Source organism: Streptomyces sp. 3330 (assembly GCF_031456635.1).
In the GTDB taxonomy this organism is placed as follows: domain Bacteria; phylum Actinomycetota; class Actinomycetes; order Streptomycetales; family Streptomycetaceae; genus Streptomyces.
On the sequence record NZ_JAVDVA010000019.1, the window covers coordinates 55,699 to 77,230 of the forward strand.

17 protein-coding genes and 1 pseudogene are annotated in these 21,532 nt (G+C 73.8%); 9 read left to right on the plus strand and 9 right to left on the minus strand.

Annotated elements, in window-relative coordinates; all coding sequences use genetic code 11:
- Positions 1-42: 42 nt before the first annotated feature.
- From J2X68_RS28185 to J2X68_RS28205, 5 genes are all read left to right on the plus strand, one after another.
- Complete coding sequence (locus tag J2X68_RS28185; RefSeq protein WP_310435386.1) at positions 43-3,030, plus strand: AAA family ATPase; 2,988 nt, start codon at positions 43-45, stop codon at positions 3,028-3,030.
- Positions 3,031-3,160: 130 nt separating this feature from the next.
- Positions 3,161-4,609 carry a CAP domain-containing protein gene (locus tag J2X68_RS28190; protein ID WP_310435387.1) on the plus strand — a complete coding sequence of 483 codons (1,449 nt, stop codon included), beginning with the start codon at positions 3,161-3,163 and terminating at the stop codon, positions 4,607-4,609.
- Between the two features lie 154 nt (positions 4,610-4,763).
- Complete coding sequence (locus J2X68_RS28195; protein WP_310435388.1) at positions 4,764-5,999, plus strand: tetratricopeptide repeat protein; 1,236 nt, start codon at positions 4,764-4,766, stop codon at positions 5,997-5,999.
- Positions 5,996-7,051 carry a polyprenyl synthetase family protein gene (locus J2X68_RS28200; RefSeq protein WP_310435389.1) on the plus strand — a complete coding sequence of 352 codons (1,056 nt, stop codon included), beginning with the start codon at positions 5,996-5,998 and terminating at the stop codon, positions 7,049-7,051. Before J2X68_RS28195 ends, J2X68_RS28200 begins: the two co-directional genes overlap by 4 nt.
- 364 nt (positions 7,052-7,415) lie before the next feature.
- A complete protein-coding gene (locus J2X68_RS28205) occupies positions 7,416-9,059 on the plus strand; it encodes a serine/threonine-protein kinase (protein ID WP_310435390.1) in 1,644 nt (547 codons plus the stop codon).
- Positions 9,060-9,122: 63 nt separating this feature from the next.
- On the opposite strand, the gene J2X68_RS28210 is transcribed toward J2X68_RS28205, so the two are convergent.
- The 4 genes and pseudogenes from J2X68_RS28210 to J2X68_RS28225 form a co-directional block, all read right to left on the minus strand.
- A complete protein-coding gene (locus tag J2X68_RS28210; protein ID WP_310435498.1) occupies positions 9,123-9,275 on the minus strand; it encodes a LuxR C-terminal-related transcriptional regulator in 153 nt (50 codons plus the stop codon).
- A 394-nt stretch (positions 9,276-9,669) separates the two neighbouring features.
- On the minus strand, positions 9,670-10,608 hold the full coding sequence (locus tag J2X68_RS28215; protein WP_310435391.1) for a glycoside hydrolase family 3 C-terminal domain-containing protein: 939 nt from the start codon (positions 10,606-10,608) through the stop codon (positions 9,670-9,672).
- 136 nt (positions 10,609-10,744) lie between these two features.
- Positions 10,745-11,308 (minus strand): annotated as a pseudogene (locus J2X68_RS28220) (alpha-L-rhamnosidase C-terminal domain-containing protein); the annotation flags it as partial.
- Positions 11,236-12,075 carry a carbohydrate ABC transporter permease gene (locus J2X68_RS28225; protein ID WP_310435392.1) on the minus strand — a complete coding sequence of 280 codons (840 nt, stop codon included), beginning with the start codon at positions 12,073-12,075 and terminating at the stop codon, positions 11,236-11,238. The pseudogene J2X68_RS28220 and the gene J2X68_RS28225, both read right to left, overlap by 73 nt.
- 120 nt (positions 12,076-12,195) lie before the next feature.
- Here J2X68_RS28225 and J2X68_RS28230 point away from each other — a divergent pair, with 120 nt between their 5' ends.
- The 3 genes from J2X68_RS28230 (at position 12,196) to J2X68_RS28240 (ending at position 14,974) form a co-directional block, all read left to right on the plus strand.
- Positions 12,196-12,618, plus strand: coding sequence for a substrate-binding domain-containing protein (locus J2X68_RS28230; RefSeq protein WP_310435499.1), 423 nt, complete (start codon positions 12,196-12,198; stop codon positions 12,616-12,618).
- A 184-nt stretch (positions 12,619-12,802) separates the two neighbouring features.
- Positions 12,803-13,774 (plus strand): LLM class F420-dependent oxidoreductase, encoded by a 972-nt coding sequence (locus J2X68_RS28235; RefSeq protein WP_310435393.1) that lies wholly within the window; start codon positions 12,803-12,805, stop codon positions 13,772-13,774.
- 120 nt (positions 13,775-13,894) lie between these two features.
- Positions 13,895-14,974, plus strand: a complete 1,080-nt coding sequence (locus J2X68_RS28240) for a hypothetical protein (RefSeq protein ID WP_310435394.1) — start codon at positions 13,895-13,897, stop codon at positions 14,972-14,974.
- Here the strand turns inward: J2X68_RS28240 and J2X68_RS28245 are convergent.
- The 3 genes from J2X68_RS28245 to J2X68_RS28255 form a co-directional block, all read right to left on the minus strand.
- The gene (locus J2X68_RS28245; RefSeq protein ID WP_399041066.1) at positions 14,959-15,384 is read right to left on the minus strand and encodes a DUF6328 family protein; all 426 of its coding nucleotides are present in this window, start codon (positions 15,382-15,384) and stop codon (positions 14,959-14,961) included. The genes J2X68_RS28240 and J2X68_RS28245 overlap by 16 nt on opposite strands.
- Before the next feature lie 167 nt (positions 15,385-15,551).
- Complete coding sequence (locus J2X68_RS28250; RefSeq protein WP_310435396.1) at positions 15,552-16,535, minus strand: aldo/keto reductase; 984 nt, start codon at positions 16,533-16,535, stop codon at positions 15,552-15,554.
- Between the two features lie 171 nt (positions 16,536-16,706).
- Positions 16,707-17,945 (minus strand): PP2C family protein-serine/threonine phosphatase, encoded by a 1,239-nt coding sequence (locus tag J2X68_RS28255; protein ID WP_310435397.1) that lies wholly within the window; start codon positions 17,943-17,945, stop codon positions 16,707-16,709.
- Positions 17,946-18,990: 1,045 nt separating this feature from the next.
- Between J2X68_RS28255 and J2X68_RS28260 the strand changes: the two genes are divergently transcribed.
- A complete protein-coding gene (locus J2X68_RS28260; protein WP_310435398.1) occupies positions 18,991-19,359 on the plus strand; it encodes an STAS domain-containing protein in 369 nt (122 codons plus the stop codon).
- A gap of 21 nt (positions 19,360-19,380) precedes the next feature.
- Here the strand turns inward: J2X68_RS28260 and J2X68_RS28265 are convergent, their stop codons facing one another.
- Positions 19,381-19,986 (minus strand): TetR family transcriptional regulator, encoded by a 606-nt coding sequence (locus tag J2X68_RS28265; RefSeq protein ID WP_310435399.1) that lies wholly within the window; start codon positions 19,984-19,986, stop codon positions 19,381-19,383.
- Entirely contained in the window at positions 19,983-21,467 is a 1,485-nt protein-coding gene (locus J2X68_RS28270; protein WP_310435400.1) for an MFS transporter, read from the minus strand. Before J2X68_RS28270 ends, J2X68_RS28265 begins: the two co-directional genes overlap by 4 nt.
- Positions 21,468-21,532 lie beyond the last annotated feature (65 nt).

The following is a 21,532-nucleotide window of genomic DNA, read 5'->3' on the forward strand; positions in this document are numbered from 1 at the left end:
GTCGCGGGCCGCGTCGTCGGTGCCGCGTGCCAGGATGGAGCCGTGTCGCAGACCGTGTTCGCCACTCCGTTCATCGGCCGGGAGGAAGAGCTGGCCCGGCTCTCCGGCGTGCTCGAGCGCGCCCGGGCCGGTGAGTCGCGCGCGGTGCTGATCGCCGGTGACGCCGGCGTGGGCAAGACCCGGACCCTGGACGAGGTCGCCGCACGGGCGGCCCGCTCCGGCATGACCGTGCTCACCGGGCACTGCGTCGACCTCGGCGACGTAGGGCTGCCGTATCTGCCGTTCACCGAGATCCTGGGCCTGCTCGCCGCCGACGAGCGGTACGCCGCCGTCCTCGCCGCGCACCCCCTGGTCGACCGGCTGCTCGGCGCGGGCACGGAGGCCGACGCGGCGGGTTCCGCCGCCCGGTCCGGCAGCGGGGAGGGACGGCTGAGGCTGTTCGAGGGGATGGCGGCGCTGCTCGCCGACCTGTCGGACGTCACCCCGCTGCTCCTCGTCCTGGAGGATCTGCACTGGGCCGACCAGTCCTCCCGGGACCTGCTGCGCTTCCTGCTCAGCCGCGGCTTCCTTCAGCGGCCCGCGGGCAACGGCTCCGGTCACCGGCTGGCGGTCCTGGCCTCCTACCGGGCGGACGACCTGCACCGGCGGCACCCGCTGCGCCCCCTGCTGGCGGAACTCGTGCGGCTGCCGGCCGTGGACCGGCTGGAGTTGCGGCCGCTGGCGGACCCCGAGGTGGCCCGGCTGCTGCGGGCCCTGGAGGACCGGCCGCTGCCGGACGCCACGGTGCGCCGGATCGTGGAGCGCGCGGAGGGCAACGCCTTCTACGCCGAGGAGTTGCTGGCGGCGACGGACACGGAGGCCGGCGGGATGCCCAGCGGGCTGGCCGACCTGCTCCTCATCCGCGTGGAGCAACTCCCCGACACCGCCCAGCAGGTGCTGCGGACCGCCGCCGTCGCCGGCCGGCGCGTGGACCACGATCTGCTGCGGGACGCGGTCGGACTGCCCGAGGACGAGCTGGAGTCGGCGCTGCGGGAGGCCGTCGGCCACCAGCTCCTGGTCGCGGGCGACGACGGCGCGTACGCGTTCCGGCACGCCCTCGCACGCGAGGCGGTGTACGCCGATCTGCTGCCGGGTGAGCGGTCGCGGATGCACGGCGCGTTCGCCGCGCTGCTGACCGGCCGGGGCCACCGGGCCGAGACCGCGGCGGAGCGCGCCCATCACTACCGCGAGAGCCATGATCCGGGCGAGGCGCTCGCCGCCTCGCTGGAGGCCGCCGACCACGCCCGGCGGGTCGGCGCGCCCGCCGAGGAGCTGCGCCATCTGGAAGCCCTGCTCGACCTCTGGGAGTCGGTGCCCGCGACGGCCCTTCCGTCGGGTGAGGGGTCCGACCGGGTCACGCTGATGCTGCGTGCCTCGGCGGCGGCCGCGCACGCCGGGGAGGCGCACCGCGCGGTCTCCCTGACCCGGGCCGCGCTCGCGGGCGTCGGCCAGGACGCCGACTCCGAACTCGCCGCGCGGGTGCGGTACACGCTGGCCGGCACGCTGCTGCATGTCGACAGCCTCACGGCCGCGTTCGCCTACAGCAGCGAGGCGTTGGCGATGATCCCCGCCGATCCGCCGTCGCCGACCTGGGTGTGGGCCGCCGCCACTCACGTCCTGGCGGCCCGTCAGGTGGGTGACTCGGAGACCGCCCTGCGGGTCGCCCGCGCGGCGCTGCGCGCCGCCGAGCACCTCGAACTGACGGACGCCCGTGCCGACCTGCTGGTCTCGCTGGCCAACCTCGAGGGCGACGGACGCCGCTCCGCCGAGGGCCGCGCGCGGCTCGTACAGGCACGGGAACTGGCCCGGCACGGCGGCAACGCGCCGGTGGAGATGCGGGCCCTGTTCACCCTGGCCATCGGCGCCTACGAGGCCGGAAACCCTGAGGAGTGCCTGCCCTGGCTCGCCGAGGGCCTGGACCGCGCCCGCCGGGCGGGGCTGCTGTCCTCGCCGTATCCGCTGGAGATGCGCTACCTCCAGCTCCTGGTGCTCTACACCCTGGGCCGCTGGGACGCGTGTCTGCGGACGGCGGCGACCGACCTGGCGGTGCTTCCGGCCTCGGGCGGCTTCGCTGCGGGTCCCGCCCTGTACGTGGGCCTCGCGCGCGGTGACGAGGGCGTCGCCGACCGGGCCCGGGCCCTGCTCGAAGGACGCTTCGACTGGATGGCGGCGCTCGTGGCGGGCATCGTGCTGACCGACGCGGCGGCGCTGAGCGGTGACGCCGAGGCGGCGGTGGCCCGGCTGCGGTCCTCGGTCGAGGCGCTCACGGACGACGCGGGCACGCTCCCGGACGTCACGGTCCGGCTCACCGCGCTCGCCCTCACGGCGGTCGCCGATGCGGCGGCCGAGGCCCGGCGCGGCGGTGACGAGGCGGCGGCGGCCCGCTGGGCGGCGGTCGCGACGGAACTCCTGGAGCCGGCGCGGTCGGTGGCCCTGCGGGGCGCGACCGGGGTGCCGCAGGGCCCGGAGGGACGCGCCTGGCTGGCCCGCGCGGAGGCCGAGTGGGCGGGGGCCGCCACCGGGCCGGACCCGGCGGCCTGGGAGCGGACGGTGGCGGCGTTCGGGTACGGCGACGCCTACGAGCTCGCCCGCTGCCGGCTGCGGTACGCGCAGGCCCTGCTGGCCGCAGGCCGGCGCGAGGACGCGGCCGCCGAGGCCCGCGCCGCCCGGGAGACGGCCGTACGGCTGGGCGCCGCTCCCCTGCGGGAGCGCGCGGACGACCTGGTCCGGCGCGGGCGTCTCGGCGACACCGGGGCCACCGCCCCGGGCGGCCCGGTCGCCCTGACGGCCCGGGAACAGGACGTCCTGCGGCTGCTGGCGCTCGGGCGGAGCAACCGGCAGATCGGGGAAGAGCTGTTCATCAGCGGCAAGACGGCGAGCGTCCATGTCTCCCACATCCTCGCCAAGCTGAGCGCGGCGAGCCGTACGGAGGCCGTGGCGATCGCCTACCGCGAGCGGCTGCTCGCACCGGAGCTCGACGCATCGGGCTGATCCATCGGCCTCGCGCCGGGCCACGGCGGCCGGGCGCGCCGCGGACACGGACGCGGAACCCCGGGGGCGCGCCGCCCGTTGTCCGGACAGGGCCGCGGCGGGGCCCGAGCGACGACATCGGGGCGGCAGGATGAACGAGTTGGTACCCGGGGGCAACGTGCCCCTGCCGGGCGGCGCCCTGGCCGTCCGGGTGCCCGGCCCCTTCGACGTCTGCGCCCTCGTCACGGACGACAGCGGCAAGGTCCTGGGCGACGGGGACTTCGTGTTCTACAACCAGCCGACGGCACCGGGAGCTCAGCTCCGGGGCGACACCCTGCTGCTGGAACCGGGCAGACTGCGGACCGGCGCCACCCGCGTCACGGTGGTCGTCGGCGCGGCCGAGCCGGGCACGCCCCTGACCCGGCTGCCGCCGCCCACGCTGCAGGTCTCCGACGCGCCGGGGCGGGTCCTGGTCCGGTTCACACCACCACCCGCGCGAGGCGAGACGGTGCTGCTGCTGGCGGAGTTCTACCGGCGCGGCGGCGGCTGGAAGCTGCGGGCGATCGGCCAGGGGTACGCAGACGGACTGGCGGGGCTGGCCCGGGACTTCGGGGTGGAGGTCGAGGCGGAGGACACCACGCCCCCGGGCGCGGCCGCCGCCGCGGGGCAACCGCCCGGGCTCGCGGGGCGCAGCGGCACGAGGAACGCGAGCGGACAGCCGCCGAGCGCAGCGCGCGTCACGAGGCCGGACCCCGCCGTCGTCCCGCACGGCCCGTCGACCCCGCAGGGCTCCACGCCGCACGGCTCCGCGCGGGCCGCCTCCGATCCCGACGGCTTCCTCGCCCTCGTCAACCCCGCCCGCGCCACGGCGGGTTCACCTCCCGTGGCCTTCGACACCCGCCTCGCCTCCGCCGCCCGGGCGCACGCGGCCGCCCTGGCAGCGGCCGGGCGGCTCGGCACGGAGGGCGCCGACGGCGTCTCGGTGCACCAGCGGGTCACGGCCGCCGGCTACCGCTATCTCCGCGTCGGCGAGCATCTGGTCTCCGGGCCCGGCACCACCGCCGAGTTCGTCGCCTACTGTCTGCGCACCGACCGGGCCCGGCGGACACTGCACGAGCGGGCGTTCACGCACGCCGCGTCGGCCAGGGCCACCGATCCTCGCACCGGCGACACCTACTGGACCGCCCTGTGGGCGAGCCCCCTCACCCCGGACGGCCTGGCCCGGACCGCGGCCGAGGTCGTCGATCTCGCCAACGGTGAACGGGCGAGGGCGGGGCTGCCCGCCCTCGCCGTCGACCCCCTGCTCACGACGGCGGCGCAGGCGCACAGCGCGGACATGGTGGCGCGCGCCTTCTACTCCCACGTCTCTCCCGAGGGGAGCCACCCCTGGGACCGGGCCGCCGCCGCGGGCTCGACCCGGCGGACCATCGGCGAGAACATCGCCTGCGGCCAGCGCTCCCCCGCCGAGGTGATGGACGGCTGGATGAACAGCCCCGGGCATCGGGCCAACATCCTGAAGCCCGCCTTCACCCACATCGGCGTCGGCTTCGCGGGCGGCGGCCCCGCGGGCACGTACTGGACCCAGCTCTTCGGCGCCTGACGCCCCGTCATTCCCGCTGCTCCTCCGGTGATCTGCGCCTCACAGGCAACCCCCCTCACCGTGCCCGCGTCTTGACCGGCAGAACACGCACTATACCCACCGTGTATACACAGAGTGCATACGTGAACACCCGGTGGTCTGCCGAAGGGAACCGATGTACGGCAAGGCATTCGCCCCGGAATACCAGGGCGCTCTCACCACCCTGTCCGTGAACTCCTCGCTGGACGACGTACTGGCCGCCGGGACCGAGCGGTTGCGGGCGGCGGAGCGGGCCGGAGAACACGGCGAGGCGGCCCGCTCGGGGCTCGCGGTCGCCGAGGCGCACCGGCGCCTGGGGCAGGTGCGGGAGGCCGACCGGGCCTGGAAGGCGAGCTACCGGGCGGCCCGGGAGGCCGGTGACGTCGCCGCGATGGCGTGGGCGCTGTGGAGCGGCGGCACCCTGGCCCGGCAGCGGGGCGCGTTCCCGCTGGCCCGGCGGCTGCTGGGGCTGGCGGCCGACCTGGGCGAGCAGGGCGGCGACATCGTGGTCCGCGGCTACTCGCTGGCCGGGCTGGCGGAGACCGGGCGCATCCAGGGCGACTACGAGGCCGTGGGCAGGCTGCACGAGCAGTTGCTGGCGGAGGCGCGCAGGCGCGGCGAGGCACGGCACACCGTGTGGGCCCTGGAGGGCATCGCGCAGATGCACCGCAACTCCGGCGACCACGACACGGCGTACGCCCTCTTCGAGGAGGCGGCCCTGATCGCGGAGCGCGCCGAGGACCGCCGCGGTCACGCCTGGGCGCTGCGCGGGCTGGCCGACATCGTCTCCGCCCGGGACGGGGACGCCGAACGCGCGCTCGCCCTGCTGACGGAGGCCGAGGGGTCCTGCCGCGCCATGAACCTGACCGGCGCGCTGGCCTACAACCACAAGATGCGCGGCAACGTCTTCTACCGCGCGGGGCGGTACCGCGAGGCCCGGGAGATGTACACGCAGGCCCTCGACGAGTTCCGCGCCATGGGCGAGCCTCGCGGCGAGGCACTGTCCCGGCTCGGCCTGACGAAGTCCCTGGCCCGGCTGGGCCGCGACCGCGGGCGGACGGCGGCCGAACTGGCCGAACTGGCCCGGGAGCTGGAGCGCATCGGCCTGCGCCACGCACGGGAGATGGTCGCCCGCGCCCAGCACGAGCTGGGTGTCGCGTCGTCGGCCCCGACACCGACGACGCCCCTACCGAAACCGACACCGACACCGGCGCACACACGGACGCGGACACAGTCGCAGACGCAGACGACAGCACAGGCAGACGCGCAGACGCGGACGCCGAGCCCGACACCGACCGCGGCGCCCGAACCCGCACCGGCACCCGCACCCATGACCACGGTCTCCGACGAGCATGCGGCGGCCGGCCGGTGACCGCGGTCGGCACGACGGTGCGGGAAGCCGCCGCGACCCGGTCCCACGCGCCCCAGGCCCTCGCCCGCTGCCGGGAGTTGGTGCGCCCCGCGCTCGTGGAGGCCGTGGGACGTGCGCACCCCTGGGTGGGCGAGATGGCCGGCTACTCCTTCGGCTGGTGCGGGGTGGGCGGGGCGCCCACGCCCGGCTCCGGGGGCAAGGGCCTGCGGCAGGCCCTCGCGATCCTCGGGGCCGAGGCGGCCGGCGCTCCCGCGCGGGCCGGGGTGCCCGCGGCGGTGGCGGTGGAGCTGGTGCACGCCTTCTCGCTGCTCCACGACGACATCATGGACGGTGACGCGACCCGGCGCGGGCGTGCCAGCGTGTGGAAGGCCTACGGCACGGGACCGGCGGTCCTGGCGGGCGACGCGCTGTTCGCCCTGGCGGTGGAGACCCTCGCGCTCCAGCCGCCCCCGGCCGGCGCCGCCGCCGTACGGCTGCTGTCCGGCGCCCTCGGGGAGCTCGTCCGCGGGCAGGCGGACGACCTGCTGTTCGCCGCGCGGCCGTGGTCGGGGCCGGAGCGGGTGCGTCCCGACGCCTACCGGGCGATGGCCGAGGGCAAGACCGGTGCGCTGCTCGGCTGCGCGGCCGCGCTGGGGGCGGTGCTGGGCGGCGCCCCGCCGGCCGTGGCGGCCGCGCTGGACCGGGCGGGCAGGCATCTGGGGGTCGCGTTCCAGGTGGTCGACGATCTGCTCGGCGTCTGGGGCGACCCGGCGATCACCGGGAAGCCCGTCCATGGCGATCTGCGCGAGCGGAAGAAGACGTTCCCCGTGCTGGCGGCGCTGGAATCACCCGCTCCCGCCGCGCGTCGGCTGGCCGTCCTCCTGGAGCGGGGCGGCGACCCGGGCGAGGCGGCGGAGCTGGCCGAGGCGGCGGGTGGCCGGGCGGCGGCGCTCACCGAGGCGGGCCGGCAGGTCGCCTCCGCCGAGTCGGCGCTGACGGCCGTACCGCTCGCCGCCGACGCGGTCCGCGACCTGCGCTCCCTGGTCCGCTTCGTGGTCCGCCGGGACCTCTGACGCCGTCCGGCCGTGCCCGCGGTACACGGTTCTGCCGGTGTCCGGCCGAACCGGCGTACGAGGCGGCCCCGCCGTATTCGGGAAATCGCCGGGAGTGCCTCCGAGCAGGAATGCGGCACGGTCGAGAAGGTCGTTCCCGGGAAGCCCGTCCAGCCCCGCCCGGCTTGTTTACCGCTGGTTACACCGCAGGAGGGACACAGGACGGTCCCCGGCAATTCCCTTTTCTCGTACATGCAGTCGACCCGAAGCGGCGCCTTTTTTGAATAAAAGACAGGAATCACAACGGAGTTGCGGTCCATTTGAACGGACCCCCTCGCGCCGGTCGTACCACTGGGAAAGGTGAGTACCGCCGGTTCAGCGAGGGATGGCCATGGTCAAGACGCACGTCTCCACGCACGAGTTGGTCGCCGGGAGGTACCGGCTGCTCGACGTCGTCCACCGGGAGACGAACCGCGTCGGCTGGTACGGCGAGTACGTCGAGGACACCGGGGCGGCCCGGCCCTGCCTGATCACCAGGATCGGGCTGCCGGGCGGTCAGGGCGAGGAGAAGGCCCGCCAGGCGGCCGACCGGGTCCTGCGGATGTCGGAGACGATGGCCCGACTGTGTCCCGGCCGGATCGCCGCGGTCGTCGACGCCGTGGAGGAGGCGGGTTCCCTGTGGACCGTCACCGAGTGGATCGACGGGCTGCCCCTGGGGCAACTCCTCGACCAGAAGGGCACGTTCAGTCCCACCAAGGCCGCGACGATCGGCCTCCAGCTGCTCGACGTGCTGGAGGCCGCGCACGGCGAGGGCATCACCCACGGCGAGTTGAGCCCCGGTCAGATCTTCGTGCGGGCCCGGGGTCCCCTCGTGCTCACCGGGTTCGGGCTGGCGGGCGCGACCCTCGCCCCCCGGGTGGCGGCCCCGGCGTACGCCTCCCCCGAGCAGGCCCGGGACGACCGGATCGGCCCGGCGGCGGACCTGTGGGCGCTGGGCGCGATCCTGTACGCGATGGTCGAGGGGCGGCCGCCGTACCGGGACCGGGACCGGCCCGAGAGCACGCTGAAGGGGGTGGACCGGCTGCCGCTGCGCACCCCGCTGCGAGCCGGTCCGCTCACCCGGACCGTGCAGGGGCTGCTGCGCAAGGACTCCCGGGAGCGGCTGACCAGAACGGTCGTCCGGCAGTCCCTCACCCGCGTGCTGGACGAGGACGCGCACGCCGTCCTGCAGGCCCCGCGGCTGAAGCGGGCCTGCGCCGCCGCCCGGTACGCCGGTCCGCGGTGGAGCGGCCGGGCGATGGCCGCCGGCACGGCGCTGGCCGTCGTCACCGTGGCGGCCGCCGCCCTCGCGGTGACCCACCAGCCGCCCGACAGCGACGACACGGCGGGGGGCGGCGCACCAGCCCGGCCGTCCGCGTCGGCGGCGACGGGAGCCACGGGCGGCGAGGACACCGGCGAAAGAGGGTCGGCGACGCCGGCCCCGACCTCTCCGGGCACCCCGTCGCCGAGCACGTCCCCGGAGGCCTCCGCCTCGACGCCGTCCGCCGGCGCCGACGCCCTCCCCCAGGGCTATCGCGTGTACCGCGCGCCGGAGGGCTTCTCGGTCGCGCTGCCCGAGGGCTGGAAGCCGCTGGAGACCGCGCGCGGCGCCGACCGGGCGTACCGCGTCACCTTCGGGGCGAGCGGCGATCCGCGCACGCTCGCGGTGACCTACAGCGAGAACGCCGGACCGGACCCGGTGGCCGTCTGGCGCGAGGACGTCGAGCCGGGCCTGAAGGACGACGACGGATTCCGTCGGATCGGCGCCATCGAGGCGACGACGTACCAGGGCTACAAGGCCGCCGACATGGAGTGGCTCGTGGACGTCGACGGCGCGCGGGTGCGCACGTTCGGCCGCGGTTTCCTGCTCGGCGGGCACCGCAGTTTCTCCCTGCGCTGGACGACGCCCGCGACGGACTGGGGCAGGAGCGCCGACCGCGAGGCGCTGAACACGTTCCTGCGGACGTTCCGGCCGGGTTCGACGACCTGACCGAGGGGGCGGCGCAGTGGGCGTGCCGAACCCGTCGGCCGCCGGGCCGGGACGGCCGTCCGGTCAGCGCAGGTGGTCGACCAGGCCCGAGCGGCAGGCGAGGACCACGAGGCCGGCGCGATCGTGGATGTGCAGCTCGGCCATGGCCCGGTCGACATGGGTCTTGACCGTGGCGGTGGCGAGGCCGAGCCGCCACCCGATCTGCTCGTCGGACAGGCCTTCGGCGGCTCAACACCATCAGCGGCGTGCACGGTGTCAACCCGGCCCTGCACGGGACGGCGCGCAGGTACCGCATCACGGAGTGCGCGCCGCACCCACCGGCACCGCATCGTCAGGACCCCGGGGCGTGCAGGACGTCGGCGCTCGGGCTCCTGACCGACAGGACGTCGGCGCTCGGGCTCCTGACCGACAGGACGTCGGCGCTCGGGCTCCTGACCGACGGTTGGCATCGAGTGCCCGGCTGACGAACGGCCCCGGCCGGAGAGCCGGGGCCCCCGTCCCTTCCCGCTCGCACCCGCCCCGAGGCCTACGGACCAGTGCGGCAGAGCTGCGCCACCCGGCGTTCCTCTGCCGCACTGCCGGTCCGGCCTGCCCCTCGGGGCGTGACGCGCTAGCGGACGGTGATGGTCCCGGCGTACTCGGCGTCGGTGGCCGAGCGGCCCACGTAGACGGGAACCCGGCCGGCCGGGGTCACCCACCGGCTCCCGGACTCGTCCCAGTAGGACACCATGCGCCGGGTGACCGTGACGGCAACCTTGCGGCGCTGCCCCGGCTCGAGGGTCACCTCGGCGAAGCCGGCGAGCGTCCTGGCCGGAGTGTCGACCTCGGTGGGCAGGTGCCCGAGGTAGACCTGCACCACGTCGGATCCGGCGCGTCGGCCCGTGTTGCGCACCTCGACGCCGACTTCGGCCGCCTCGTCCCCGCGGCCGCGGCTGGTGACCCGGACCTTCTCGTGCTGGAAGGAGGTGTAGGACAGGCCGTGGCCGAAGGGGAAGAGCGGCTCGGCGTGGTGCTTGTCGTACCACTTGTAGCCGACGTAGATGCCCTCGTCGTAGACGAGGGTGCCGTCGGCGGCGTCGTTCTTCCCGCCCGTGTACCGGGTGGGGCCCTGCTCCTCGGTCGCCGGGAAGGTCATCGGCAGGCGGCCGCCGGGTTCGGCGTCGCCGTAGAGGATGTTGGCGATGCTGGTACCGGTGGCGGCGCCCTGGTACCAGGCCTGGAGCACCGACTTCACCCGGCCGAGCCACGGCACCAGCATCGGGCCGGAGGTGTTGAGGACGACCACGGTGTGGGGATTGACCGCGGCGACGGCCTCGATCAGCTGGTTCTGGTCGCCGGGCAGCGCCAGGTCCTCGCGGTCGAGGCCCTCACCGCTGTAGTTGTTGACGAAGACGATCGCCACATCGGCCTTCCGGGCCGTGGCGACGGCGGCGGCGATCAGGGACTCGGGCTGCCACCCGAGGACCAGACCGGCACCGCTCCAGCCGACGTCCTTGGTGCTGTACTCCACGGTGATGTCGACGGCCTTGCCGCCGGTCAGCTCGGTCACCCCGCCGATCGGCCACTGCCCCGGGCCGCCGTCTCTTCCCTCCTCCGCCGACGGGTGCCTTCGGGCCTGCGTGCCGGAGGAAAGCTCGAGGGGTGTGAAGACCGGCCGGGCTCGCCTGCCCGGCTCCGGAACGCGGCTAGGCGGCGGTGCGGTCGACTTCACCCGTGTCGAGGTGATGCGCGCCGGGGCCGACGGTGAGGGGGGCGCGGCCCGGCAGTTCGAGGACGCCCTGGCAGCCGCTGGGGACGGTGACCTGCACGGTGAGGCCGGTCGCCGTCTGTTCCCAGGCCACGGCGGCGGTGCCGTAGGGGGTCTCGTGGGTGGCCTTGGCCCAGGTGATGCCGCCGCCGGGGCGCGGGCGGAAGCGGATGGTGCGGTATCCGGGCTCGGTCGGTTCCAGGCCGGCGACGACCCGGTGCATCCAGTCGGCGACGGCGCCCAGGGCGTAGTGGTTGAAGGAGGTCATGCCGCCGGGATTGAGGGTTCCGTCGGGACGCAGGCTGTCCCAGCGTTCCCAGATGGTGGTCGCGCCCATGGTGACCGGGTAGAGCCAGGACGGGCATTCCGTCTGGGTCAGCAGCCGGTAGGCGACGTCGACGTGGCCGGTGGCGGTGAGCGCGTCGCAGATCAGCGGGGTGCCGACGAAGCCCGTGGCGATCCGGGCGTCGTCCGCGAGGACCAGCTCGGCGAGCCGGTCGCCGGGCCGACCTGGATGGTGCGCAGGTCCTGGTTGTTGGTGAAGGTCAGCGCGATGAGCAGGTCGTTCCAGATGAAGAAGAACTGCACCAGGCCGACGGTGAGCAGGGCGTTGCGGACCATGGGGACGCTGATGGTCCAGAAGGCGCGCAGGATGCCCGCGCCGTCGATGGTGGCCGCCTCGAACAGCTCGCGGGGCAGGGTCTTGTAGTAGGTGGCCATCATGAACACCGTCAGCGGCAGGCCGGTGCCGGTGTAGGTGAGGATGAGCGGCCACAGGGTGCCGGACAGGCCGGTCTGGAAGTACACCGTGAACAGTGGCAGGAGAATCATCTGCGGCGGGACCATCATGCCCGCGAGGAAGATCAACAGGGTGAGGCTGCGTCCCTTCCACACCATGACCTGGAGGGCGAAGCCGGCGGCGGTGCCCAGCAGCAGGATCAGCGCGAGCGCGGGCAGCACGGCGAGGACGCTGTTCTGGATGTACAGACCGATGTTGCCGGTGGTCCAGGCCTCGGTGTAGTTGCCCCATTCCCACGTGGTGGGCAGGCTCCAGGTCGAGTTGTTCAGGTAGTCGCTGTTGGACTTCAGCGAGGTCAGGAACATCCACACCAGCGGATAGACCTCGATGACGAGCAGCAGGGCGACGACGATCTTCACCCAGACGCGGCCGGGACGGCGGCGCCGTGGCGGCCGGCCGGTGTCCGCGGAGGACGCCGGTCCGCCGCCGCTGGGTGAACCGGAGGTCTTCATGGTGGTGTCGACGGCCATGGGTTCAGCCCTCCGTGAGGTCGCGCCGCGAGACGCGGAAGACGACCAGGGTCACCATCAGGCACACCACGGTCAGAAGCAGCGCGATCCAGCAAGTGGACGCGCACCTCGGAGATCGTCCTGACCGACGGCTACACGGAGGCCATGGAACGCCACGGACTCGGCGGCAGGACCCAGGTCTGCCGTGCCGCCTACTCCGACGAGGGCGGCTACAAGGCGGGCATGAGCCTGCTGACCGGCGAGGACCGGCCCACCGCCGTCATGGCGGGTGCGGACGTCGCCGCACTCGGCGTCTGGCGGGCGGCCCACGAACTGGGTCTGCGCGTTCCCGAGGACGTCTCCATCGTCGGCTACAACAACACCGCCCTGGCCGACCTCGCCACCGTCCAGCTCACCAGCGTCGACCAGGCCGGACACGACATGGGCAACACGGCCGCCCGGCTGCTGATCGAGCGCGTCGAGGGCCGCCGGGAGCACGCCGTGCAGACCACGATGACCCCGCGACTGGTCGTCCGCCGCAGCACGTCGGCACCCAGCACCTAGACGAGGAGGGGCGCACGTAGGACCCGGGAAACCCAGAGGTGCATGACGGACGTGGCGCGGGACGCGGGCGTCCGGCGGGCCGTTGCGCGAAGGTGCGGGCGCGAAGGCCGGGGATGGACGACCGGCGGTGCGTTTCCCGTGGGCGGGCCCGTTTCCTCCCCGGAGGGCCGGGGACTCGGGCCCCATGGTGCAAATCGGATACACGATGATGACCGAACAGGCCGGCCCCCGAGACCTGGTCGACCACGTGGTGCGTGCGGAGGAGGCGGGCTTCGACTTCTCGGTGACCTCGGACCACTACTTTCCGTGGCTGCGCTCGCAGGGCCACTCGCCGTACGCCTGGAGCGTGCTCGGCGCCGCCGCCCAGGCCACGTCACGCATCCCGCTGATGACGTACGTGACGTGTCCGACCTTCCGCTACCACCCGGCGGTGGTGGCGCAGAAGGCCGCCACGATGCAGCTGCTGTCCGAGGGGCGCTTCCGGCTGGGCCTGGGCTCCGGGGAGAACCTCAACGAGCACGTGGTGGGCGGGGGCTGGCCCTCCGTGGACGTGCGGCACGAGATGTTCGAGGAGGCCGTGGAGATCATCCGCGCGCTGTTCGAGGGGGACCATGTGACCCGGCACGGCACCCATTACGACGTGGACTCGGCCAAGCTGTGGGACCTGCCCGACGAGCCGCCGCCGATCGGCGTCGCCGTCTCCGGCGAGCGGTCGTGCGCGCTCGCGGGCCGGCTGGCCGACCTCGTGATCGCCACCGAGCCGAAGGCGGACCTGCTGGCCTCGTTCGACCGCCACGGCGGCACGGGCAAGCCGCGGGTGGGCCAGCTTCCGGTCTGCCACGACGCCGACCGCGACGCGGCCGTGAAGCGGGCGCACGACCAGTTCCGCTGGTTCGCCAGCGGCTGGAAGGTGAACTCCGAACTGCCCCACCCGGACTCCTTCGACGCGGCGACACAGTTCGTGACGCCCGACGACGTGGCCGCCTCGATCCCCTGCGGCGACGACCCGGACGACTTCGTCGAGGCCGTACGTCCCTACGCCGAGGCCGGTTTCACGGAGATCGCCCTGGTGCAGATCGGCGGGGAGTCCCAGCCCGCCTACCTGGACTGGTCGGAGAAGACGCTGCTGCCCGCGCTGCGGAACGCCTTCGGCTGACGGGCCGCCCGGCCGCACACGGGTCCGGCAAAGCATCGCCAAGCGGTGCATATAGGCTGCCGGTCTGCACTTTTCGCAGTGCCGATCCTACGTCCAGCAGCCCGCAGAGGAGAGTCATCCGTGACCCTGGCGATCGACCTGCCCGAGACGTCCGCCGGGACGTCCCCCACGCCCCTGTCCGACCTCGTGGCGCGGGACGCCCGTGAGTTCGGCGTCTACGCGCGGACCGGCGGGTGGGCCTTCGGCCTGATGGTGGCGCGCAGTGTCCGACCCGGCGGGCAGAGTGCGGACGAGACGCCGAAGGTGTCGGCGAAGGAGTTCGCCGAGCTGGCCGGCTGCTCCCCCGAGCGCGTCATGCGGTACTACAAGGCCTGGGACCGGGCGGCCGACGACGGCCTCGTCCCGCACTTCGAGGAGCTCGCGCCGGGCCAGGAGGTCGAGTTGCCGGACGCGGAGGTGTGGCTGACCTACTACGTCTCCCGGTCCAGCGCCGCCTCCGAGCGCGGCACCGCCATCGCGGAGGCCGCCGAGGCCGAGGGCATCCGCCCGACGAAGGCCCTGGAGGTCGCGGAGAACCCCACCGCCCTGCGCGCCGCGATCCTCGCCGACCCCTCGACGGCCCGGGCGGCCCGCGCCGCCCTGCTGGACCGGATCAAGGAGGACCCGGACCTCCAGATCGAGCTGGCCCGGGACGTCGTCCGCACCGACGACCTCAAGAAGGCCGTCGCCACCGAGAGCCGTTCGGCCGACCGCATCGGGTACGTGCGGCAGATCGCCGAGTCCGGTCAGATCAAGACGCCCGCCGGGCAGACCCTCGACGCCCCGGCCGAGCTGCGCCAGGAGGCCGAACGGCACCTCTCGCTGCTCGACGAGCTGAACGACGACGAGGACGCCGGCGAGTGGGCGAGCGACGCCTACGACACGATGAAGAGCCTGGTCGTGGAGACCGTCGAGGCCGACCCCGAACTGCGCGTCCAGGAGCGGCGCACGAAGTTCTACAGCAGCCTCCAGCGGGCGACGAAGGTGTTCGAGGAGCTCACCTTCGACGACGTCGACGCGCAGGACTTCTACGAGGACGACATGGTCCAGCAACTGGAGGAGCTGCAGCAGGCGATCGGCAGCTGCATCACCGCGCTGCGCGGCGCCCGGGGCGCCGCGCCGGAGGCCGGTGGCGCGGGCGCGGCTCAGTCCGTCGTGTAGCGGCGGCGGGTCCACAGCGGCAGCACGAACCAGCACAGCGCGTACCACGTGAACACACCCGCGACGAGATAGGGCACGAACTCGTCGTGGGTGGCCACGCGCAGGATCAGCAGCAGCGACGAGGTCATCGTGGCGAGCAGCAGAAGCAGGCCCACGAAGGTCAGCCGGGAGGCCCACTGGACCGCCTGCGGCTTCACCCGCCGCCCGGAGACGAGGCGGTGCAGGGAGACGGGGCCGATGAGGGCGCCCGTCGCGCAGGCGCCCAGGACCACGGTCACGATGTAGATGACCTGGTCGACGTGCGGGAGATCCGCGTACCGCGGGGTGAAGACGACCGTCAGCAGGAAACCGAAGAGGATCTGCACGCCCGTCTGGGCGACGCGTATCTCCTGGATGAGCTCCCCCCACATGCGGTCGGCTCTCTCCTCCTCGGTCTCGTCCCGCCCCTTGCGCTCCTCGGCCTTGGCCGCCGTGTCGGTCACGTGTGCTGTCCTCCCGGTTCGAGTGGTCGGTCCCCCTCTCTCCCGGCGAGTACCCCGTGATCGGCGGTTCTCTCGGTGCGCCGTCCCGTTTCCGGCTACCAGCGGCCCTCGACCTGCTCCTTGATCCGCCGGTCGTAGAGGTCGCGGACCGCCGCGAGGGTCTCCTCGGTCAGCTCGGGGAGCCTGGCGGCGGCGGCGTTGGCGCGGGCCTGCTCGGGCGAGCGGGCGCCCGGGATCACGGTGGTCACGCCGGGCTGCTGGATGATCCAGCGCAGCGCCAGCTGGGCCGGCGTGTACCCCTCGGGCGCGAGGGACGCGAACTCGACGGCGGCCTCGACGCCGGTGGTGAAGTCGACGCCGGAGAACGTCTCGCCCTGGTCGAAGGCCTCGCCGTGCCGGTTGTAGGCGCGGTGGTCGTTCTCCGGGAAGACCGTGTCCTTGGTGTACTTGCCGGAGAGCAGGCCGGAGGCGAGCGGGACGCGGGCGATGATGCCGACGCCGGCCGCACGGGCCGCCGGGAGCACCTCGTCCAGGGGCTTCATCCGGAACGGGTTGAGGATGATCTGGACGCTCGCCACTCCCGGGCGGGCGATGGCGGTGAGGGCCTCGGCGCAGGTCTCCACGCTGACGCCGTAGTGCGCGATGCGCTCCTCCTCGACGAGGGTGTCGAGCGCGTCGAAGACCTCGTCGCTGGAGTAGACGGGGGTGGGCGGGCAGTGCAGTTGCACCAGGTCGATGCGGTCGACGCCGAGGTTGCGGCGTGAGCGGTCGTTCCAGGCGCGGAAGTTGTCCAGGACGTAGTTCTCGGGGATCTGCTCGACGCGGCGGCCCATCTTGGTGGCGACCAGCACGTGCAGATCGGGCCGGCCGCTCAGGAACGCGGCGATGGTCTGCTCGCTGCGTCCGTCGCCGTAGACGTCGGCGGTGTCGAAGAAGGTCACCCCCGCCTCGGCCGCCGCCTCCAGAACGGTCAGCGCCTCCTTGTCGTCGACGTCTCCCCAGTCGGCGCCCAGTTGCCAGGTGCCGAGACCGACGACGGATGCGTGCTGACCAGACCTACCGAATTCGCGCTCGTCCATGACGTCAGTCTGTCATCCGCCGTGACCCGGTGCGGAACGGGCCGCTCCGGCCGCCGTCCGTGTCGACGGGTCCCTGACACGAGCGTGGACCGCTCGTTCGGTGAGCGGCCGTCAGCCGGGCCGACCCGTCCCGGTCCCGCGATCGCGCCGGACGGCGTGGCGCGCCCGCGGTCACCCTCCGTCGGCGGTCCGTCCCGTCGTCGACGGGCATGAGGCGTCGGTGAGGTCGGCGCCGGTGTCGGCGTCGCGCCGGGAGTGGCCGGTGCCGTGCCAGTCCAGGCACATGACGGTCGCGTCGTCCTGCAGGTGGCCCTGGTTGGCGTCGACGATCGCCGCGATGAGGGTGCGGGCGGCCTCGCGGGGATGCAGCTCCCGGGTGCGCACGATGAGGTCGGACAGATCGAGGCGGTTGGCGTTGCGCTCCAGCATGCCGTCGGTCAGCATCACCAGCCTGTCGCCCGGCCGCAGGTCCAGCGACTGGACCCGGTAGGTGTGCGGGGCGTGGAAACCGAACGGCATGTCGATCTTCGGGGTGATCTCCCGCACCTGTCCGTCCCGCATCCGCAGCGGCCAGGGGTGCCCGGCGTTGATGAACTCGGTCCTGCCGTCGATCAGGCTGATGCGCAGGAGCTGGCCGGTGACATAGCCCTGCCGGCCGTGCTCGCGCATGGCCTGGTCCGCCTGGCGGGCCTGTTCCGCGAGGTCGCCGCCGGCCCGCCGGGCGCGGCGCAGGGCGCCCACCAGAAGGGTCGCCAGCAGCGCGGCGTCGACATCGTGTCCCATGGCGTCGGTGACGGACAGCTGGACCGTGTCCCGGTCGATCACATAGTCGAAGGTGTCGCCCCCGACGTGGTCGGCCGGCTCCAGCGCCCCGGCGACCGCGAACTGCGCCGCCTCGCAGGCCAGCGAGGCCGGGAGCAACCGGTGCTGGATCTCCGCGGCCAGGCTCAGCGGGACGGTACGGCGGCCCCACTGGTACACGTCGGTGTAGGACCGGTTCGCGATGACGATGTACGCCAGGGCGTGCGCGGTCTCCCCGATCTCCCGCATGACCTCCGCGTCCGGCGCCTCGGGCAGGAAGAGTTCGAGGAGTCCGATGGCGTCCCCTCGGTTGGTCACCGGGGCGACGATCCGCACCAGCGCGCCCTCTCCGTTGTCCTCCACCCTCGGCCGCTGGGTGCGGATCACGTCGTCGTACAGGGTGCCCCGCAGCGGGATGCGCCGCGCCGGTTCGTCGGTGTCGACGCTGCCCGCCGCCCCCAGCCGGACGACCGATCCGCCGGTGAAGTCCGTGATCAGGAACGACACCGCCGCAGCCCCGAGGTGTTCCCCGAGCATGCGCGCGACCACGTCGAGCGATTCCACGGGCGACGCGGTCTCCGCCGCGGCCAGGGTCCCCGCCAGGGTCATCGCCCGGTCCCGGCGACCCGTGCTCCCGGGAGGACGCGAGGCCTGCCCGGCGTCCGGCTCTCCTGCGGTCACAGCGGCTCCCTCACGGCTCGACGACGCGCTGTCCTCAGCGATCATGCGCTCTCGTCCCGGGATCGGCGGACGGGTGCGGCCCGGCGCGTCGCCGCGGGCCGCGGGCCGGCGGCCGGTCGTCCGTCCGGGGTCGGCGCGGCGGTTTCCGCCCGGGAAGGGCGGCGGGGTGATGGGGCGGGGTGGTCGTCGTCGAGCCGGACGAAGGAGTCGTGCGCTGTCACGTGCACCTCTGTGTGGAACGCGTAGAGGGCCCTGGCGCCGTACGGCGCCAGGGCCCGAGGGAACTGCCACACCATCTGCCGGCCCTGCTGCCGCGCCGGCCCTCTGTGTCCGCATCCCCGGCCGGAACGCCGCCGGGGATGCCGGGATCGCGGTTGCCCGCTGGTACTGCGTCCTGCGTGACGCTCTCGGCGGCCCCTGACCCGCGGGCCACCCGGTCCGGCCGTCAGTCCCGTCGCCGTCCTGCGACCACCTGGCTTCGGAACTCCACCGCCGCACCGTCCTGCGACTTCTAACTGCAACTACCTTGCTGCTCCAGGCAGTTCATGTCTGCCCGACCCTGCGGTCTCTCTGGGTTACGAGAGAAACCATAACCACGTCATGAACCAATGTCTACTCTCGCCGACATAGATTTTCGTTCTCCATGTAGTGAGGTATGGTCTCGGGCGACAGTGAGGGCAGCACCGCACAGCGCCCTCGGGAGAACGAGAGGAACCGAGGGGCTGATGGAGACCGGTCGGCGCACCCGTGACGCGGATGCCGGTGCCTTGTCGAACCCGAGCCGGCCCCGAGGGGCCACGGCTGCGCGCGCCCGGGGGTGCGTGGCGTCCCGGGCCGGCCGGCGGGGAGAGGCGGCGGTACGCGAGGCATCCTGTTCCGCCCGGCCGCCCGCGCACCCGCGGTGCGAGCGGCGGAGCACCCTCACCTGCCCGAGCCCCGTCCCCGGGCGGACCCCGGCGCGGTGGGGCACACGATGAGCGGCATCGCGCAAGCGGCCCAGGCCGACCGGTTCTCCGTCGCCCACCGCATGGTCGGCGATGTGCGCGTGGTCGTCGTACGGGGCGAGATCGACCACGACGTCACGAACGATCTCCGTCACGCCCTGCTCCCGGAGGACGACGCGGCACCGCCGGCACGGATCGTGGTGGATCTCGGCGGCGTGAGCTTCATGGACTCCAGCGGCATCAACGTGTTCGTCGCCGCCCACCAGGCCATGAGCGGCACGGACGGGTGGCTGCGCATCGCCGCCGCCCGGAAGCCCGTGCTGCACGTGCTGCGCCTGGTCGGCGTCGACTCCCTCATCACCTGCCACCCCACCCTGGAGCAGGCCCTCGCAGCCTGACCGCGACGGCCCCGGCGACGGTCAGGGGCCGTCCAGGTGGGCCTGCACCGTGGGGCCGTACCGCTCGACGATGTGCTCGGTCGGCGCCGCCCCCAGCTCGCTCCCGCGGGCGATGCCGAACATCACGCCCAGGCCGAGCACCGTGGCGACGGCGAGTTCGGCGCGGATGCCCCGGTCGGGACCGGCGAGCCGGGCGGCCAGGCGTTCGGTGACCTGGGTGCGGAAGTTCGCGCGCAGAACGTCGCCGTGGTCACCGTGCAGGGGCGCGAACGCGATGCGCAGCACGGGGTCGGCGCCGCGCTCGCGCTGACTCGCCACCACGTGCCGCACCATGTGCGCGCCGAGCCGCGCCAGCGGGGCGTCGAGCAGGGCGTCGGCGTCCTCCTCGAACGACATCACCCGGGCGAACAGGGCGTCCTTGTTGCCGAAGTACTTCAGGACGAGCGGCGCGCTCACCCCGGCGCGTTCCGCGACGGCCTTGAGGGTGATGTCGGCGTGCGCCTGACGGGCGAGGAGGTGCCGGGCGGCGCGCAGGATCGCCGCCTTGGTCGTCTCGGCGTCGCGCCGGGCCGGGGACGGCGGGCCGGCCGCGGCCGAGGTGTCGGATGGAGTGCTCACGGCACTCATGCTCCCTCCAACGCGCCCTCGCCGACGGAGCGGGTACGGCCGCGGACGGATCGCGTGCCGTCCGGTCCGGCGTCGCCGGGGATCGTCAGCGCCACCGCGCACGCCGCCAGGGCCACCGCGCCCGCGATGCCGAACGCCAGCAGATATCCGTGCAGGGTCGGCACCGGCACTCCGTCGGCGAGGCCGGTGTGGTGCACGAGGACGGCGGCGACGGCGGCGCTCGAGGTGGCCTGGCCGATCGTGCGCATCAGCACGTTGAACCCGTTCGCCGCGGCGGTCTGTCCGGGCGGGACGGCGCGCAGGATCAGCGAGGGCAGCGCGGAGTACGCGAGGGTGGTGCCGGTCGCCACGACCGTCGCCCCCACCATGATCATCCACAGGTCGCGGCTGTCGACGACGCGCAGGGCGTACCCGGCGGCGATGACGGCGGCGCCGAGGGCGAGGGTGATCCGCGGTCCCCGCGCCTCGGAGATGCGGGCGGAGAGCGGCGAGAACAGCAGCATGGTGATGCCGCCGGGCAGCAGGCACAGGCCCGTCTGCACGATGGACAGCCCGAGCCCGTAGCCGCTCGCCTCGGGCGCCTGCACCAACTGGGCGGTCACCAGGGAGTTGGCGTAGAAGGCGAAGCCGGTCAGGAGCGCCGCGACATGGGACAGGCCCACCCTCGGCCGGGACACCAACCGCAGGTCCACCAAGGGCTGTTCGGCCCGCAGCTGATGCCACCACCACAGGCCGAGGACGAGCACGGCGGTGAGGAACAAGCCCACGATCCGGGGGCTCCCCCAGCCCCACTGGCCGCCCTGGGACACGGCGAGGAGCAGGCTGATCAGCCCGGCGGCCAACCCGAGCGCCCCCGTCACGTCGAAGCGGCCGGGCGCGCGCACGGGTGATTCCGGCACCGCCCGGCGGATCAGGGCGACTCCGGTCGCGCCGAGCGCGGCGGTCACCCAGAACATCACGTGCCAGTTGGCGTACTGGACGACCACGGCCGCCGCCGGAAGTCCGAGCGCGGCGCCGATGCCCACGGTGGAACTCATCAGCGCCACGGCGGATCCCCGGCGTTCCGGCGGCAGTTCGTCGCGCAGGATGCTGATGGACAGCGGGACGACGGAGGACGCGGCGCCCTGGAGGGTCCGGGCCGCGATCAGCACGCCGATGTCGGAGGTCAGGGCGCAGATCACGGAGCCGACCGCCATCAGGGAGAACGAGACGAGCAGCACCCGCCGCTTGCCGTACATGTCCCCCGCGCGGCCGAGGACGGGGGTGAGGACCGCGCCGGACAGCAGCGCGGCGGTCACCATCCAGGAGACCGCGCCCGCCGAGGCGCCGGTCAGCCGGGGCAGATCGGGCAGCAGCGGGACGACGACGGTCTGCATGACCGCCATGAGGATGCCGCAGTAGGCCAGGACCGGGACGGTGAGCCGGGCCCGCAGGCCGGCGGTTCTCCCGGTCCGGGCGGGTATCGGAGCGGGCGACGCCACGGGCACTCCAGCGGTCTCAGGCCAAGAATTCAGGGTGAATGGCGATTCACCGTAGCAGTGAATAG